Genomic DNA, 15523 nt, shown 5'->3' with positions numbered 1-15523 from the left:
GCGCGTTAGGCTGTCAGAAATAGAGGTTACTTTCTGACAAGGAGCACTCTAACGAACTCGCGCTCAGCTTCTCGTTAGACTTGGAAAAATTCTGTTGTGCGACCAGCCCTATTGGGATTGTCCGAATGCGGTGACGACATCTCCGAGTTCGGCAGCGGTCAGGTTACCCTGGCCGAACGCGTTGACGGCGTCTCCGAGTTCGGAGGCCGTGATCGTGCCGTCACCGTCGTCATCGTATTCGCCGGCTGTGCCACCGAGCGGTGACTCAGCACGTTCCACCGAGAGCGTGATGCTATCCTGCTCATACGTATCGGTCGGGGCGGCCGTTTCAACTGTCAGGTTGCCTGTCGTCTCGAAGGCGACCGTCACAGTCCCATCAGCACCAGTTTGGACAGTCCGATTTGGCAGCGCAATCGGGATGCCAGCGACTGGTTCGCTTGTGTTGGTATTGCTAAGGGTGAGTGTCACATTTTCGCCGACTACAACGGTGTTGCTGTCTGCAGTAAGGTTCAGCGGAATCAGCGACCCATTAGGCATGTCGGCCTCAACTACAGTAAGTGTGAGCGTGTCGGCTAGGTATTCAGCGCCGGGAGCCCCAGTCGTAATGAGCCTCTTGTCTCCCGAGGTGGTGAACGAGACGGACACGGTTCCATTTGTGTTGGTTTGAACGGTCCGGTTCGGCAGATCAACAGTTGCGTTAGCGACCGGGTCGTTGGTGGCGTCATTGGTGACAGAGAGTGTGACGTTCTCACCGACTGCGACGGTGTCGCTGTCAGCTGTAAGGCTCAGTGGGTCTGGTTCGACTGGGTCTCCAGCCGTTGTCTCGGCCGTCTCCACGATTGTGAACAGCGAGAACCCATCGGTCTGTGTCTGGACAATAAACGAGGCCGCCGTTGTATCAATCCAGCTCGTTGAGAGGCTTTCGAAGCTCCCTGTGTTGTCGTTGAATCGCACCACGCGAATGTTCGCCGGATCATCAATATTCGAGCGCGAGAGCGTGAACTCGAGCGTGGCCGAACTGCTCTCAATCTCTGTGTCGCTTGGATCTATCTCGACCGCGGACACGACCTCTGCACTCTCGTCAACTGTCGACACATCCTCTTCGAGATCGTCTTTACTCTGGCTACCAGTGTCTGGAAGCTCGTCAGACACCGAGACCGTGACACTTCCGTCTTCGTCCGTATTCGATTGAATTGTCGTACTGGAGACCGTCGATGAGTCTGTCTCATCAACCGTTGTTGAGCCATCGCTGATCTGGTCGGCTGACGTAAATGAGGGGTCTGGATTGTCGGTATTGATTTGCGCATCTGCCCACGGCTCAAACTCGACACTGCCAGTAATGCTTGCCCCAGATGTTTGAGCCGGATTCGCCGCTGTGCTCGGACCATTCGCATCGCCCCACCAGTTGAGGGTAGCGTCGAGCGTACCACTACCAGCAAAGTCGACTCCAGTAGCGCCAGCGGGGAAATTATTCTCCGAGACGGTTATGTCAGCGCCGTCAATATTTATGTTGTTCCCCGCTCCAACGGCCCCCGGAATAGCGATTGCCGTCCCACTCGCAGCGAACGAATTCCGACTGATCGTGCCGTGTCTGGCTTCAAATTCAATCGCGTTTGTGCTATAACTATCAAAGTCGTTATTAGTAACGACATTTTGCGAACTCTCAGATGTTGCAGATGCTAATCCAGAGCCATAGGATGACTGACCTCCGAAGAAGAGGTGTTTGCCAACATCTCCAGCACTGCTCGTGAACGTGTTTTGATCAAACGTAATCTCTTCGTGATCGCCGCCAATGAACGCTGTAACCTCGCCGCTACCAGCAACAAGCGTATTCTTTGAGAACGTAACATCCGTTATTTCTGTGCTTCCCGCACCTGTAGCAGTGTCAACTGCATTATCGTTACTCCCGGCTTCTATCCTGAATCCGGTAACAGTAATTCCGGGATGATTCGACGGAATAAATACGGTTGCGGGCTGGGTCCCTTGGCCAACAAGTGTCGTACTCTTTGCACCAGCTCCCGAGAGCGTGAGGTCATCTGTGCCGAGTTTTATATCCTCAGTGTATGTTCCTGACTCGACTTGGATGGTGTCGCCAGAGTTAGCGTTAGTAACCGCACTACTGATTGTCCCGTACCGCCGATCTCCGATAGATACGGGAAGCGTATCTTCATCGACGAGTGCACGAAGCTCCGGGTAGTCATTTTCCTGAGTAGTCCAGATGCGTCCAAAGTCGAACTCAGACATCGTATCGATCGGAGCCGATCCCTGCAAATCGTTGCTTGAGAGGGATTCAACGTCTGAAAGGGATTTTTTTGCTGGTTGGTCTGGCCCACTCTGTCCAGGGCCGCGGGCGTCTGCAGACTCACCGTTAATTTCGACAGTGGAATCATAGTAGACACTCTGATCCACGACAGTAATCCCCTCAGAACCGACTTCATCTTCAAGCAGTCCCGTCACACCACCGAAGACGTTCGCTGTCTCAGGGTCGTCAATAAGAGATTCGGCTGAACCAGTAGCATATGTGTTCTCCAGTGTCACAGAGCCACCTGTAATCGCACCAATAACCCCGCCTGCACGGCCTGCAGCCGTCTTCGGACCCTCTACCTCAAGCCTAGCGTCTGAGTATGAGTCGGTGATTGTTAGACTAGCAGTACTTCTTCCGACAATTCCACCACCATTATTAGCAAATGAGAGGCTTGCGTCAGTGGCCGATTCAGTGATCGTCGTCTCAATTGTGGTGTACCCAATGATGCCTCCCGCTTCATTAGCACCGTTCCCGTCAGTGTTGAGATTTAACGAGCCGGTGAACTCACTCCTTTCGATTCTTAGGGTTCCACTTCCTTTTGCAAGGCCAACGAGACCGCCATGGTTGTCACCTATGGAACCAGTATTTTGGGTTATTTTGCCACTTACCGTGGTTCCTGTAATCGTTGTTGTTCCAGCGGCCCCGATGACGCCCACTAGACCACCCTGAGCGCCGTTCCCATCCACTTCAACATTCGCGGATGAGTCTGTAATAGATGCACCAGGACCACCTACCGAGGTAAGTCCAATCTTCCCAACAAGGCCGCCAATGCGACTGGCATCATCGTTTGAGGTGGTAACAGTAATACTACCATCTGCATCTACACGTTCAAGCTTCACAGATTTAGAGAAAGTTGCTCCAACGACCAGCCCACCACCGAAGGCCAAGTTGTTATCTGCTTCAACGCTGGAACCGGTAACGGTCACGTCAGATAACGTGCCACCGTCCATCAATCCAGCAACAACGCCAGTTGTATCGGTACCACCAGTGACGCTCGCACCGTCTATTGTTAGGTCCTCTACCACCCCACCGTTGATTGTGCCAAACAGGGCAGCGTGACCACTTGAATCAACCTGCAAGTCGTTGATCGTGTTGCCTTGGCCATCTAGCGTACCGCTGAACCCAGAAATTGGATCGAACCCATCACTCTCGACAACCTCGCGATAACCAGTGGTATCTTCATCGAGATCGCTGGCAAGTTCGTAGTTAGCACCAGGGTCATCACGAACGGCATCAAGATCGGCCCAGTCATCAATCAGATACGGGTCCTCTGCCGTTCCGGACCCTTCATCGGGGACTGCGGCCGCATTCCCCGTAAACGCCGTCGTCATCGCAACAACGGACAGAACCATCATCACCGCCAGAAAGAGCGCACGAGCCTTCACACGATAGTCGCTACTCATGCTCTCACCCCTGACGGCACCGCTACGGCTGCTGTAGCTCGGGGCTTCCGCGCTCGCACACACAGACGACGGTGGTTCATCATACTATCACCCTCTCGGTTTGCGAGCTGACGGTAGGAAGGCGTATTCTGGCCGAATCGCACACCAAGCGGTTGAGTGTGGCTCGACCAGCCGCTGGTTGAGTACTGGTGCGACGTGCGTGGTACGGGTGGGGGTGCCCATTCATTTCAACCAACATAAACTATCTATCTGACTTGTCTTAAAAATATTGGCCAAGCAGACCAACTCAGGTTGATAAAGACCGATAGCGCATACCTACCAACGTGGACGGTGTAGGCAACCACTCGGTCTTAGACATCGGCTGTGGCGAGTGGTTCGTGAGCGATGTGGCTCAGCGTGTCGAGTGTCAGTATACGCTGGATACGCATGGTGAATATCGCAAATTTTACTTGGCACTTCGGTGTGTATCACCGCGAGGGCAGACGCCCTCCAGCGAGGGGCAATCGTGTGCTCCCACGACCGCCCCTCCAGTCCTTGCTCGGTGAGTCTCGTGTCAGTCTGTTAGAAGCGTAGACTGTCTGGGTGGCTACTCAGCCTCACGACTGGTCAGGGAGCAGTTGAATCTTGACCTCAGCGTATAGTTCGTCAGCGTCGGGGTCGTAGCATAACTTCCCAACAGCCGTCTCGGTGTCGGGATTGTAGTCAGTGCCCGCTTCGACGCTGTTGAGTGCGTTGGTGAGCGCATCAGTACGAGCCTGTTGCGTCGTCTCGGTCGTCGTGACTGTCTCACCATCGCGTTGCTTATCGGCCCACTCAGGATCGTCGTTGCCCCAGTAAGTCTGTGTGATGCGATACGTCTCGTCGTCGTAGCGGAGTGTGAGTCGTGTCATAGTTTCCCAACCCAATTATCTCCATCTGAAACCAACTGTGTTTTGTACTTGTTTGATAGATTACTTTCCAGCGCAAGCACGTTGTCGCCAGCTGGAGTAACCGCTGTTTTATCTTCTACTGTTAGTCCAGGTCCAGAACCACTTCCTGTGTAGTAGTCCCACAGTACAGAACCATCGCTTAGTGAGAGTGCGTAGACGGAATTAGCAGTGGCAAAAACGGCGTTGTTTTTGATTGCTACACCTGCCTGACTATCATTCCCTGTATTTGTAGACCACTGCTCAGTCCCGTCGTTTAGTGAGAGCGCGTACACATTACCGTCCCCACTCGCCATGACAGCAATATTGTCGGTGAACGCCACGCCCGATTCTACACCCGACCCTGTTGAGTACGACCACTGTTCAGTACCATCACTTAGTGACACTCCATATATTTTGTTCGTATCAGACCCAAAAACAACAGTACCGTTTCGTATACCTATATCTGACCGCACCCTATCATTCACCGAGAACTCCCACTCTCCACCCCCATCTGATACTGACCTCGCGTACACGGCACCAGTATCGTCCGCATAAACAACGGTCCCATCACTGACTGCGACACCTGACTGTATATCGTCGGCAGGGGTCGCACTCCACTTTTCTGAACCGTCGTTGAGTGACAAAGCGAGGAGATCTTCGTAATAACCCGCAAATACCGTGTTATTACTAATTGCAATTCCGCTCGTAAAATCAAAGGCACCAGTTGAGTACGTCCACTGTTCAGTACCATCACTCAGTGACACAGCATACAAGCCACCAACATCTGTGTCACCAGCACTACTTGCAAAAACAACAATACCATCGCTGATAGCTACACCTGCGTCTACGGCAGCACCAGTTGAGTACGTCCACTGTTCAGTACCATCACTCAGTGACACACCGTATACAGTTCCATCATCATTTCCGAAAACAACAGTACCATCCTTACTGGTTACCGAAGATCGTACATAAGAGGGGGACGAAAATGACCACTGTTGACTATCTAAACTCGTAACAATCTTAGTAAGCGGATACCAGACTCCTCCCTCACCATTAGTAGGATCGGGTGTTTCAGTCGGTTCGGTTTCTTGAAAGTATATTTTCCCCGCATCAACAGCAGCCTGAGCGTCTGAATCCGTGTATGGGGAGTGATGTTGATCGCTTTGGACGTTCGTGAGATTCGCGTGGTCTTTGACGAGATCAGCAGTATCCGCTATCTCATCGTTGTGTTCGGTCCCCGATGGGTCAGTAAATGAGTCGCTGAACCCCCCATCGCTCGCACTGACCGATGCCACATCTATCCCATCTGTGTCACTTGGGAGCTGGTAGACCCCGTCACCGTCCGGGTCCGACCATGTGGCCAGCCGCTTGAGCGAGCCCGCGATCGTCGACCAGTGGATTGCCTCGCTGCGGGTGTAGACCACGGTCCCGTTCGGGAGCTCGCTAGCCGCCGCACTCGCCGCGGCCTCGTCGGGAAACGTGAGCGTCCCATCAGCAGCGACAAGCCGCCACTGACCGGACACCTCGTCCGCCGCCGTGTCGACCGCGCCGATCTTCAGCGCGCCGGCAGCCGACACACTCCCGGTGGTCACGATCAGCTGCGGCGAGTTACTCGTCCCCACGTTCGGATCGACGTAGAGGTGGTTCACTGCCCCACTCTCCAGCTGGACCGTCCGCCCGTCCAGATGCGTGGCGAGCTGGACGAGGTCGCGCTCGCCACTCCGCTGGGTGCCGTCATTGAGCGTCCACTCGGCGAGCGCCGACTCGAGGATGTGGGCGGCCTTGCCCTCTCCCACCTCGATGCTGGGCGCCGCCGGATCGTACCCGGAGAGGGCGAACCCGTCGATGATGCGCCCAACGGGGATCGTGCCGACGAGCGAGCCGATACTCTCGGCCGCGTTCCCCTCTCCAGATTGGACGAGTGTGTACTCAGCCATCAGCTGAACCTCCCGTGGCCGTCGAAGCAGCCATCGCCGAATTCGGTGAACGTGTCATCCTGATCGTCCTGGTCGCGCTGTGCGTCCTGCTCCTCGGCATCGTTCTGGTCGTTCTGTGCGTCCTGATCGTCCGTCTCGGCTGTCGTGTCTGTGTCAGTCATGGTTGATTGCACTGCAGTCAGTCACGGCCCGGTGCCACAGGAATAGTAAACTCCTCTGAGTGGCCGGATTCGACGGTCTTGGCGGCGAATTCGTCGATCGCCAGCACAACACCGTCGGCGTCAGGGTCGCCATCGAAGACGGCCATCTCGGAGATGGCGGTCCCACCAGCCACTTCGGTGCCACCCTTCACGCGGATGATCACCTCGAACGCGCCGGTGGTGGTGGTCTCGACGAGCTCGACGTTGTTGTTCGAGACATCGGCCAGGTACTCGCGCGTGGCGAGGCCCGTGGCCGTGGTCGATTCGTTTTGTCCGGACCCGAGTGCCACGAACGCGACCGCCTCCCGCAGGCGGTCGCCGATGGCCTCGAGTCCCTGATCAGTGAGTGTTGTCACAGGTGTCTGGGTCTGTTTTCGTCATCGCAAGCAGTCAAGAAGCGTTACAGCGTCTGCAGGCCCTCGCCTTCCGGGTCATCGGGAGAACGGAGAGGGGCAACGAGACGGTCAACCAGTTGCGTGAGCCACCGAATGCTTTTGCCGACGCGAACTCAACACTCGCCTATGGGCGTGTACACTGCAGATATCGCCGACCTCTTCGAGATGGGTGAGAACGACACACCTCGCGAACCGCTCGGAACGCGCCTTCGTGGGCGCGCTTCGGACGTCGATGTAGATCCCGTCGACGCTGTTCGTGAGATGCGCGAGCAGATATGAGGTTGTGCTTGGATACGAACATCATTCTCGCGACCGTCATCGACGACAGTGACACCGCCGACGTGGCAGCCACGCTTTTGGACACCCAGAGCCACGACTTTGTCATCTCGGCGCTGACGACGATGGAATTGCGGGCTGTCCTCACGAAGCGAGAACGACTTCCACAGGACGACGTTGAAGCGATCATCACGGATCTCACACGCGACGTCAACGTCTTCATTCCCGATAGCGGGGATTTCACTACGGCAGTGAAACTGCAGCGTGACACGCTCCTGTATCCGATGGATGCGATGATTCTCGCCTGCGCAGAGGGCGCAAATGCAACGCTTGTCTCCTTCGATTCGGAACTGCAAGAACACGGTGCAGTCGCCCCATCTGAGGTGCCCGAAAATGGACAGTGAGAGCGAGCTCAAACATGTTGATGGCCGTGCCTGCTGTCCGCAGGAGGGCTGTGACTGGTGGGTGCCAGCCGGGATGGAATATCTCTATGCCTGGCACCGTCGTGAGCACGAGTGATGGGTGGGTTGCAGCAACTCGCTAGCTGAACTCGCCCGTCCCGAACTGCTCCGTCCCGAAGGTTCCCGCACTGTCGACAGTCTCGTGCTGTGTGTCGGCCGCCCGAACAGTCGGCGTCGCCGACGCTGAGACGTGCATCACCGTGATCTCGGTCTCCCCGGACACGACCTGTACCCCAGCCGGAGAGAGCCGATTGTGCACGGGTTCCCGGAGCTCCACAACTGACGGGTCGGCGAGGTCAGCGAGCTCACGCACCGTCCCGCTTTGGTGGGCGCTCCACGCCTCGTTTTCGAGTGTGACCTCGTACTGCTGGGTGTCGAAGTCCTCGGTGAGCGAGACGTCGTCGGCTGTCGCGAGAACGCCGGCGGCGATCGCCGTCTCCACGCCGGGAACCGTCCCGCGGCCGTCGAACGCCGCCACAAGGCCAAGCAGGAACGACCGGTATTGCTCGTCATCACGCCCACGCCGGCGGCCGAGCACGCCGAAGTCACGACCGAGCTCGTCGAGCGCCTGCCCGCTCGCAGCACGCGGCTGGACCGACGCGAGCACGGCGTCGACCGCGGCGTCGACGTCGTCGGCCTCGACTTGCAGCTCGGCGAGCCACTGCTGCAGCGTCGTATCGTCATCCTGCGGAAGTGGGTACGGCACCCGCTCACCAAGCGGGACATCGGCGTCTGCATCGCGCTCAAGCATCTAGACCACCGTGACCGAGACCGTCCCCGGGATAGCCTTCTCGCGAGCACCGATCACGCGGTCGTCAGCAATCGTTCCCGAGGAGTCCGACACAGTCAGCGAGTCGATGCCCGTCACATCCGGATCCTCGGTCATCAGCGTCGCGACGATGCTGTCGCGGACGACATCCTCCCCGATGCCCAGCTCGCCGATGTACTCCGTCACGGCGCTCTCGAGTGCACTGGCGTCAGCACCAGTCCCGGTGACGTCCGCAGTCACGTCGATCGTGATCTGCGTCGGGCGGATCAGGTTGTGCTGGATACCGACCGGACGGAGTTCGTCGATCCGGGCTTGAACCTCCGCGTCCGAGGGCCCGCCGTCGACGATGACGTCCGCGTACACCGGGGTTGCGTCTTTGAACTCGTCGACGATCACGTCGGCCGTCGCGACGCCGTCGAACGCGGAGACGATGCCGCCCTCGATGCCGCCCGTGGTGCCGCCGCCGGAGTTCTGGACGATCGCCTGCTGGGCCCGCGCCCGGAGCTCGGCGTTCGTCTCGGCGTCTTCCCCGCCGGTCGTCGCCGCGGGGTTCGTGACGCCCTGGACGCCCTGCGGCGGCGACGGCATCACGGTGATCGTGTCCGAGCCGACGTTGTACTCGCTGCCACGCTCGGCTGCCTCGATCGACGCGGTGACCGTGGTCGAGCCGTCGGCGGGCGTCACCTCCTCGGTCGTGACGAACGCCCGCGACTCTGTGCCGCCGGTGGTCACGCGGAAGCCCTCGTCGACGACGACTGCGTCACTTGTCGTGGTGATCTCGAGCTCGCCCGTCGCGAACGCGCCGGGGTCGCGTGTCACCGAGTTCTGCGCCGCCTTCGCATCGAGGTCAGCATCCCGCATCATGCTGTTCAGCAGGTCGAGGTCGACGCTGCCACCCTCGCTCGCGGGCGTGAGCCCGAGCTCGTCGAGGTCATCGGTGGTGATCGGCCCGCCGGCGTAGGCGATCCACCCCGATAGCTGGGCGGCGAGGGTGGCGTGCCAGAGTACTGCCAGCAGCGAGGCGTAGCCCTCGTCGGTGAGCGCCTTCTCCGGGCTGTTCGGCGACCAGTTCGTCAGGTCCGCGTCGGATGCGATCACCCGGTCGCGGATGTCGGTGTAAATGTCGCTCTGTGTGGGTGGTGAAATAGGCACAGTATCGTACCTCCAGTTGATCCGCAGGGTGTCGGTCAGACGGTGAAGACGAACTCGCCGCGCGTGCCGGTCGTCGCCTCGACGACCAGCTGGACCTCGGCCGTCCGCCGGGCGTCATCGGGCTGGGTGATCGTGGCGTCGACGAGCTGCTGGATGCGGCCGATGTCCGACACGACCGACCGCACGAGAATCCGCACATCCTCGCGGAGGTTCGGGTTGAACCGCCGGCCGCGAAGGTCCTCCTCACGGGCAGCCCGTCCCAGCGCGAACGCGAGGTCGCGCTCAAGGACCGCCAGCCCGGACGTCTTCCCGATCGACCCAGTCTCCGACGCGACGACGTCCCACGACTGTTCGAACTCGATGCCGGTGCCGAATCGCTCGGCGTCTGTTAGCTCAGCCATTGGTAATGTGTTGTGTGAATCTGGGTCCGAGACAAAGATTGATACACAGCGGACATTGATTTAGTGAATGATGCCTACTGCGGACCGCGACGCCGCCCAAGACCGGATTGTTGACTATCTTCTCGGGCGCCTTGCAGACGAGAAGCCGTTTGTGAAGAGCCGCTATGTAGCGGCCGATCTGGGTATTTCGGCTAAGCGTGCGGGGCATCTCTTGTCTCGGATCGAAAGCGACGATCCTCGCGTTGAGTTAGAACGCCGCGGTGGCACCTCCGATGGGACAACATGGGAGATTGCACGACCAGATACACAGGAGTCGTGACTTGTAGGCAACTGCTCCTATTCACGGTGGGCAGGGAAAGATTGACACATCAGTCAGGAGTGCCTCGCCATTTGGGTCATCGGCGTCTGTTGATTCAGCCATGCGTGTGTGTCAGCGCGTTAGTCCCGCCGGCGTCGACGATCGACGCTGTCCCGCCGCTCCTGGGATCAGTCGTCGAGTCGCCAACGCGCATCACCGGGTTGCCGTCGACCGTGATCGGCGGTGACTGGTCCGGGACGAGATCGTGTGTCTGATAGTCGGTACAGCCGCCGGTCGGGCTCACTGCATGCCCGTGACTCGGGAAGTGCATCCGGTCGCCATGCGTGGCGAGTCCATCCCCGTCGAGGGTGACGGCTGCGGCGTTGTCGGCGTCCTGAACAGTTCCTGACGCTGTCTCGCCGCACACTGAGGGGTGGCCGGTCGCCTCACAGGACGCGCCGACGAGTGCGAGTGTGTCAGTTGCCACGAGGCATCACCACGAGAGCGTCGAGCCGTCGGTCACGTAGTCGAGCGACTCGAGGAACCACTGGAAGTTCCCAGCGCCGTCCGAGACGATGCCGTAGCCCGAGCCGTCGCCGATCTGGAACTCACCTGTCGACAGGTTCAGCTCTAGTCCCATGTCGGGGGCGTCGCTGTCCTCGGGCTGGCGCGTGACGCGGACGACGTCGTCGCCGGCGTCCGTCGACGCGATCTCGATCGTCGCGCCCTTTCGGCGGAGGCGGATGTCGCCTGCCGACGCGGTCGGCGCCCGGTCGTCATCGGCGTCGCCGTAGATCGCACCGTCGACGTACGGGTCGTCACCGTTCCGATACCCCACGAGGACGAGGTCGCCCTCGCGCGGGACGACCGCCACGCCCGCACCGGGCTGTCGAACCGGGATCTCCCGATGCTGCTGGTCGACCTCGCCACCGGGCGGGACGGCGACGTCGGCCTCGTGGTTCGACGGCTGCGACTCCTCGCCGGTATGTGCGCGCACAGCAACGACGCGCCCGACGCGTGGCGGGCTGCTCGCGTCGCTGATGCGGCGGAGTGTGTCGCCTCGTCGATTCGGGTCGAGTTCGTCAGTCACGACACCACCCCGCCGCACTGGATGGTCGTCCGGAAACCATCCTGACTCGTGATCCGATGCTGAATACCACTCACGAGATACTCACCTGTGTCGATCGTGTCGAGCGGCGAGACCGTGTCGTACGGCCGGATAGTCGGGTCGCCGGCCACCGTGATCGTGCCGGTGCCGCGCTGGCGTTTGAGTTCCGTCAGGATGGCCTCCGCGGCGTTCTCGGCCATCGCCTTCGTCTTGATCCGGGAGTCTTGGTGGGTGAACTGTGGCTCGCCGTCGCCGGCGGTCGCACGGACTGACTCCGAGGCGACGAGATGCATGGACTGCTGGCCCTTTCGCGAGGCCGGCGACGCACCCTCGACGCGGACGGACTGGTACGGCATGGTGCGCTCGCCCGGTGCGGCGTCGACGACCTGCTCGAGTTCATGCCGTGTCGTCCGCGCGCCGATCAACTGTGTGAGGTACACGCTATCGGCGGTGTCGACGCCCCAGACCGCATTCCCCCAGTCAGAGACGTCCTCCAGAATCTTGTCACAGCGCTCTTCGGAGAACTCCGCCGATGTCGTCTCTGCCGGCAGGTCGATCATCGCTGACGACCGCGCGTTGAAGTCCGCCGCGCCGAGTGCGGCCTTAGCAATCGTCGCGATATCGGCTTCGGTGAACGATTGCGTCAGCGTCGCCCGCTTCAGCTCATGGACAACGTCGTTCGCGATGAGGTGCACGAACCCGCTTCGCTGCTCGGCTTTCGTCACGCTTCCCGTGAAGATCGTCTCGCCCTGGAGCGAACAGGAGACGATGCGATCCTCTGTTGGCGGCGTCTCCATGAGAATGTCCGCCTCGAGTTCGGCGCTTGTGTTGAACCGGTCGATGTCGTAGGTGAGCCCGTCCGGGGATGTCGACCCAGCCGGCGTCTCACCGCCGAGCACGATGCGGTATGTCTCGCCGCCAACGGAGACGGAGCCGTAGACGGGCTCGGTCGCGATTGGCATCAGCGCACCTCCAACAGCGACACGGTGTACGTGTACCAGCGCTGGTCCGGGTCGCCGTCGGGATCATCGCCGCCGCCGAACGGGTCGGTATCGACGCCATCGACGAAGACGTCTCCCGAATGCCTCGCGTGGCGGAGGCCGACGACCTCGCCGTCGAGCTCGTCGAGCGCGGTCGCGTTCGCCCGTGTGGTTGTGCCCCGCAGGGTGAACTTCCGCGCCTTACGCCCCATCGGCTGGATGACCGTCGCAGTGTTGTCGGCCTCTGATTGTGGGAGCACCTCCAGTTCTGCCTTCTTCCCCGAGCCAGAACTGGAGAGTTCAGGGTGTGGGAAATCGGTGAATTCGACCGGCCCGAGGCGTGTCTGTGGGCGTGTGTCAGTCATGGATGACTCGCTATCCGGTTGGGTGCCCGCCCTCTCGCCGGCTTTGTTTCCTAAGTCGTCTGATGACCTTGTCAGCCGTCTGGTCGGCGTTGCCGCTGCGGTCCTCGACGACGAGCGTGTCGATGTTGACCGACTGATCCGTCGAGCCCGATCCAGTCGTCGCTGCCGGTGCAGCTGGCGGCGGACCTTCTCCGTCGGATCCACCTAGACCAGACGAACCATCACCATCGTCACCTTCGTCGCCGAACTTCGCGGCGTCAAGCTCGACACCGCCAGCCTCATCGATCTCCTCTGAGGTTTTCCTGACCATGTCGAGCACTGGGCCAAGGACGTTGTTAGCCACTCTCGCAAGCGCTTTGATCTTGCGCTGCATCCAGTCGATTCTGTTGTTGGCGTAGTCCATTATTTCGGCCCAGTTCGAGATCGCGAATGACAGTAGCCCTATCGGGCCGAGGAGAAGGGAGACCGGTCCGAGGAAGTCGCCGAGTGCCTTCGCAGTGCCGAGAACAGTGTTGAGGAGCATCTCCTGAACTTCTACGAGGGTGTTCCACGTTCCTGTCAGGACACCGGCGGCATCATCGAGGAGGCCAAAGTGTGACGCTAGCCCAAGAACAGCGCCGCCAACGGCTGCGATAGCGAGCCCGGTTGCGGTAACTGGGCCTAGCAGGGTTCCGATGGCAGCAATCAGTCCTTTGGTCGCTACCGTAGACGCAAACGTCGATGCAGAGTAGGCGGCCATCGCCGAACTCGCAATAGAGGCTGCCCCAGCAGCGAGAACCATTCCAGCGGCCGCGTTCTGTATCGGGCTCGGAAGTGCCTGAAATGTGCCAAGCAGCCCACCCAGAACGAAGAGGCTCGCGTTCAGGGGTGGTAAGAGGACATCCGAGGCAGCGATCCCGACTTCAGCAAGTCCCGCTGCGACCGGGACCGCAGCTGCTGCGAGCTGAAACAGGTCAGGGCCGACACGTGCGGTGGCGTCGCCGAGGAAGTTGATGAGTTGCGGGAGGTCACTGATCGCGCCGTCAAGCCGACTGAACAGCGGCGCGAGGCGCTCGGTCTGGTCGGCCAGCGCTGCGAACGCCTCAGGCGACGTCGCGACCGCGGCTTCACGCAGCCCACTTGCGACGCCGATCACGGTATCGTCGACGGCCTGCAGCGACGTCGACGCGTCTTCGGCAACGTCGACGACGGCCTCGAGGTTCCGCAGGGCGAACTGTTGCGTGACGTCGGCGTTCTGGATTGGGGCAAATGCATCAGCCAGTTGGTCCTTGAAGTTCGCGAACAACTCTTCTCGAGCGGCCGCCGCGTCCTCTAGCTCGCTGGACATGGCGGCCATCTCCTCTGCCCGCGCCTGGATGCCGGCAGCGGTGAGCCCGCCGGCGGCGAGGCCGCCGAGTCCGCTGAAGCCGGCAATGCCACTGAGGGCCGACCCGAGCCCGAGTACTGCAGGAGTCGCAGCGGCGGCGACGGCGCCGACACGGGTCAGTGGACCGGAGAGCCCCGCAACGTTTGCTCGGACCGAGCTCGAAGCAGCACTCTCAGCGGCACCGCTGAACGCGCCCAGCTGGGCCGCCGATTGCGTCGCTTCGTCACCAACTGATTCGAGGCGCTGCTCGAAGAGCGCGGCCGCGGCGGAGGCCTCTGCCTGCTGTTGGGCTACCTCGCCCATGCCCTCGGCGTAGACGGCCCCCTGTGCGGCGCCTTCAGCGAGCTCGGAGTTCGCCTTTCCGAGCGACCGCGCGAGGTCCGTCGCCTCCTCGTCGGTCCGCGCCGCGGCTGTCGCGAGTTCCGCACCCGCCACGGCCCCTTCGCGCATCGAGTCGGCGACCCGGTCCGCGGATGCGGCAGTCGTCTCAAGCGACTTCGAGATCTCGTTGGTGGCGACGAGTTTCGCTTTGAGCGTTTCTAGTTCCATTTAGTATCGACCTCGATTCGTGTCGGGTTGCTGTTTCTCGCGACGGATGCGTCGGGCTTCGGCGACAAAGACGGCTTGCGCCTCAGTCAGGTCGCGGACGTTGTCAACCTCTGGCAGCCCGAACTGCTCAATGTTCTCCAACAGATTCTGGGCTTTATCTCTCCGAGCGAAACTCGACGACGTCGTCGTCCGCCTGCGACACCTCCAGTACGGTGCGGAGCGCCTCCTCGAACGCCCGGTCGGGGAAGGCCGGCGACAGGATGATGTTCTTGGTCTTCTGGTCCGACAGCGAGGGGTGATTGAAGCTATCAACGATCGCGTTGATCGCTGTCCTGGTCCCCTCCTCGTCGAGGAGCATGCTCCGCGTGGCCTCGGCAAGGTCGACGTCGTGCTCTTTGAGCAGCGACATCACCTCGTCCTCGTCCATCTCCTCGAGCTCATCCTCGTCGATGTCGAGCTCTTCCAGGTCGAGGACGGGGTCGAAGTAGCCGTCAGGGAGCTGCGAGAGCAGGTCGTTCTTTTGTGGCTTCGGGAGTGGCCTCACGTCCCACTCGATGGGCTGGTCGTTGTACACGAACGTGAACGTGCCGTTGGCTCGGTCACCGCCCGTGATCTCGTCGTAGACGTCGAGTGCGTTGTTGCTCATGGTG

At 60.2% G+C, this 15523-nt stretch carries 17 protein-coding genes; 3 read left to right on the top strand and 14 right to left on the bottom strand.

Annotation, left to right across the window (positions count from 1 at the left end; all coding sequences use genetic code 11):
- Nucleotides 1–108 precede the first annotated feature (108 nt).
- The 5 genes from ACFQMF_RS01590 to ACFQMF_RS01570 form a co-directional block, all read right to left on the bottom strand.
- On the bottom strand, nt 109–3708 hold the full coding sequence (locus ACFQMF_RS01590; protein WP_256407364.1) for a surface glycoprotein: 3600 nt from the start codon (nt 3706–3708) through the stop codon (nt 109–111).
- A gap of 596 nt (nt 3709–4304) precedes the next feature.
- Nucleotides 4305–4598: a hypothetical protein gene (locus tag ACFQMF_RS01585; protein ID WP_256407363.1), complete on the bottom strand. Its 294-nt coding sequence runs from the start codon at nt 4596–4598 to the stop codon at nt 4305–4307.
- A complete protein-coding gene (locus tag ACFQMF_RS01580) occupies nt 4595–6553 on the bottom strand; it encodes an outer membrane protein assembly factor BamB family protein (protein ID WP_256407362.1) in 1959 nt (652 codons plus the stop codon). Before ACFQMF_RS01580 ends, ACFQMF_RS01585 begins: the two co-directional genes overlap by 4 nt.
- The gene (locus ACFQMF_RS01575) at nt 6553–6714 is read right to left on the bottom strand and encodes a hypothetical protein (RefSeq protein WP_256407361.1); all 162 of its coding nucleotides are present in this window, start codon (nt 6712–6714) and stop codon (nt 6553–6555) included. The genes ACFQMF_RS01580 and ACFQMF_RS01575 overlap by 1 nt, the downstream gene beginning before the upstream one ends.
- A 17-nt stretch (nt 6715–6731) precedes the next feature.
- Nucleotides 6732–7109, bottom strand: a complete 378-nt coding sequence (locus tag ACFQMF_RS01570) for a hypothetical protein (RefSeq protein ID WP_256407360.1) — start codon at nt 7107–7109, stop codon at nt 6732–6734.
- Nucleotides 7110–7274: 165 nt separating this feature from the next.
- On the opposite strand from ACFQMF_RS01570, the gene ACFQMF_RS01565 reads away from it, so the two are divergent.
- The gene (locus tag ACFQMF_RS01565) at nt 7275–7427 is read left to right on the top strand and encodes a hypothetical protein (RefSeq protein WP_256407359.1); all 153 of its coding nucleotides are present in this window, start codon (nt 7275–7277) and stop codon (nt 7425–7427) included.
- An 8-nt stretch (nt 7428–7435) separates the two neighbouring features.
- Nucleotides 7436–7828 carry a type II toxin-antitoxin system VapC family toxin gene (locus ACFQMF_RS01560; RefSeq protein WP_256407358.1) on the top strand — a complete coding sequence of 131 codons (393 nt, stop codon included), beginning with the start codon at nt 7436–7438 and terminating at the stop codon, nt 7826–7828.
- A 136-nt stretch (nt 7829–7964) separates the two neighbouring features.
- Here the strand turns inward: ACFQMF_RS01560 and ACFQMF_RS01555 are convergent, their stop codons facing one another.
- From ACFQMF_RS01555 to ACFQMF_RS01545, 3 genes are read right to left on the bottom strand one after another with little or no spacing between them, the layout of a single operon-like run.
- Entirely contained in the window at nt 7965–8636 is a 672-nt protein-coding gene (locus ACFQMF_RS01555; protein ID WP_256407357.1) for a hypothetical protein, read from the bottom strand.
- Nucleotides 8637–9806, bottom strand: coding sequence for a baseplate J/gp47 family protein (locus tag ACFQMF_RS01550; RefSeq protein WP_256407356.1), 1170 nt, complete (start codon nt 9804–9806; stop codon nt 8637–8639).
- 35 nt (nt 9807–9841) lie between these two features.
- Nucleotides 9842–10207, bottom strand: coding sequence for a hypothetical protein (locus ACFQMF_RS01545; RefSeq protein WP_256407355.1), 366 nt, complete (start codon nt 10205–10207; stop codon nt 9842–9844).
- Nucleotides 10208–10274: 67 nt separating this feature from the next.
- On the opposite strand from ACFQMF_RS01545, the gene ACFQMF_RS16270 reads away from it, so the two are divergent.
- On the top strand, nt 10275–10526 hold the full coding sequence (locus tag ACFQMF_RS16270) for a DUF7123 family protein (protein WP_425492654.1): 252 nt from the start codon (nt 10275–10277) through the stop codon (nt 10524–10526).
- A gap of 94 nt (nt 10527–10620) precedes the next feature.
- On the opposite strand, the gene ACFQMF_RS01540 is transcribed toward ACFQMF_RS16270, so the two are convergent.
- The 6 genes from ACFQMF_RS01540 to ACFQMF_RS01515 all read right to left on the bottom strand — a co-directional run bounded on the left by ACFQMF_RS01540 (nt 10621) and on the right by ACFQMF_RS01515 (nt 15519).
- Nucleotides 10621–10992, bottom strand: a complete 372-nt coding sequence (locus tag ACFQMF_RS01540; protein ID WP_256407354.1) for a hypothetical protein — start codon at nt 10990–10992, stop codon at nt 10621–10623.
- 6 nt (nt 10993–10998) lie between these two features.
- Nucleotides 10999–11502: a hypothetical protein gene (locus ACFQMF_RS01535; RefSeq protein ID WP_256407353.1), complete on the bottom strand. Its 504-nt coding sequence runs from the start codon at nt 11500–11502 to the stop codon at nt 10999–11001.
- An 89-nt stretch (nt 11503–11591) separates the two neighbouring features.
- The gene (locus ACFQMF_RS01530; RefSeq protein WP_256407352.1) at nt 11592–12575 is read right to left on the bottom strand and encodes a hypothetical protein; all 984 of its coding nucleotides are present in this window, start codon (nt 12573–12575) and stop codon (nt 11592–11594) included.
- Nucleotides 12575–12958: a hypothetical protein gene (locus ACFQMF_RS01525; RefSeq protein WP_256407351.1), complete on the bottom strand. Its 384-nt coding sequence runs from the start codon at nt 12956–12958 to the stop codon at nt 12575–12577. The genes ACFQMF_RS01530 and ACFQMF_RS01525 overlap by 1 nt, the downstream gene beginning before the upstream one ends.
- A gap of 10 nt (nt 12959–12968) precedes the next feature.
- Nucleotides 12969–14873 (bottom strand): hypothetical protein, encoded by a 1905-nt coding sequence (locus tag ACFQMF_RS01520; protein ID WP_256407350.1) that lies wholly within the window; start codon nt 14871–14873, stop codon nt 12969–12971.
- A gap of 154 nt (nt 14874–15027) precedes the next feature.
- Nucleotides 15028–15519: a hypothetical protein gene (locus ACFQMF_RS01515; RefSeq protein WP_256407349.1), complete on the bottom strand. Its 492-nt coding sequence runs from the start codon at nt 15517–15519 to the stop codon at nt 15028–15030.
- Nucleotides 15520–15523: the final 4 nt, after the last annotated feature.

The organism is Halorubrum rutilum (assembly GCF_042665015.1).
In the GTDB taxonomy this organism is placed as follows: domain Archaea; phylum Halobacteriota; class Halobacteria; order Halobacteriales; family Haloferacaceae; genus Halorubrum; species Halorubrum rutilum.
This window is presented reverse-complemented; position numbering and strand designations above follow the sequence as displayed.

Bases quoted from the DNA above. Each gene is read 5' to 3' on its own strand.
- ACFQMF_RS01525 (WP_256407351.1), bottom strand. From the start codon at position 12,958: ATGACTGACACACGCCCACAGACACGCCTCGGGCCGGTCGAATTCACC.
- ACFQMF_RS01565 (WP_256407359.1), top strand. From the start codon at position 7,275: ATGGGCGTGTACACTGCAGATATCGCCGACCTCTTCGAGATGGGTGAG.
- ACFQMF_RS01545 (WP_256407355.1), bottom strand. From the start codon at position 10,207: ATGGCTGAGCTAACAGACGCCGAGCGATTCGGCACCGGCATCGAGTTC.
- ACFQMF_RS01580 (WP_256407362.1), bottom strand. From the start codon at position 6,553: ATGGCTGAGTACACACTCGTCCAATCTGGAGAGGGGAACGCGGCCGAG.
- ACFQMF_RS01575 (WP_256407361.1), bottom strand. From the start codon at position 6,714: ATGACTGACACAGACACGACAGCCGAGACGGACGATCAGGACGCACAG.
- ACFQMF_RS01530 (WP_256407352.1), bottom strand. From the start codon at position 12,575: ATGCCAATCGCGACCGAGCCCGTCTACGGCTCCGTCTCCGTTGGCGGC.
- ACFQMF_RS01585 (WP_256407363.1), bottom strand. From the start codon at position 4,598: ATGACACGACTCACACTCCGCTACGACGACGAGACGTATCGCATCACA.
- ACFQMF_RS01555 (WP_256407357.1), bottom strand. From the start codon at position 8,636: ATGCTTGAGCGCGATGCAGACGCCGATGTCCCGCTTGGTGAGCGGGTG.
- ACFQMF_RS01520 (WP_256407350.1), bottom strand. From the start codon at position 14,873: ATGGAACTAGAAACGCTCAAAGCGAAACTCGTCGCCACCAACGAGATC.
- ACFQMF_RS01515 (WP_256407349.1), bottom strand. From the start codon at position 15,519: ATGAGCAACAACGCACTCGACGTCTACGACGAGATCACGGGCGGTGAC.
- ACFQMF_RS16270 (WP_425492654.1), top strand. From the start codon at position 10,275: ATGATGCCTACTGCGGACCGCGACGCCGCCCAAGACCGGATTGTTGAC.
- ACFQMF_RS01590 (WP_256407364.1), bottom strand. From the start codon at position 3,708: ATGAGTAGCGACTATCGTGTGAAGGCTCGTGCGCTCTTTCTGGCGGTG.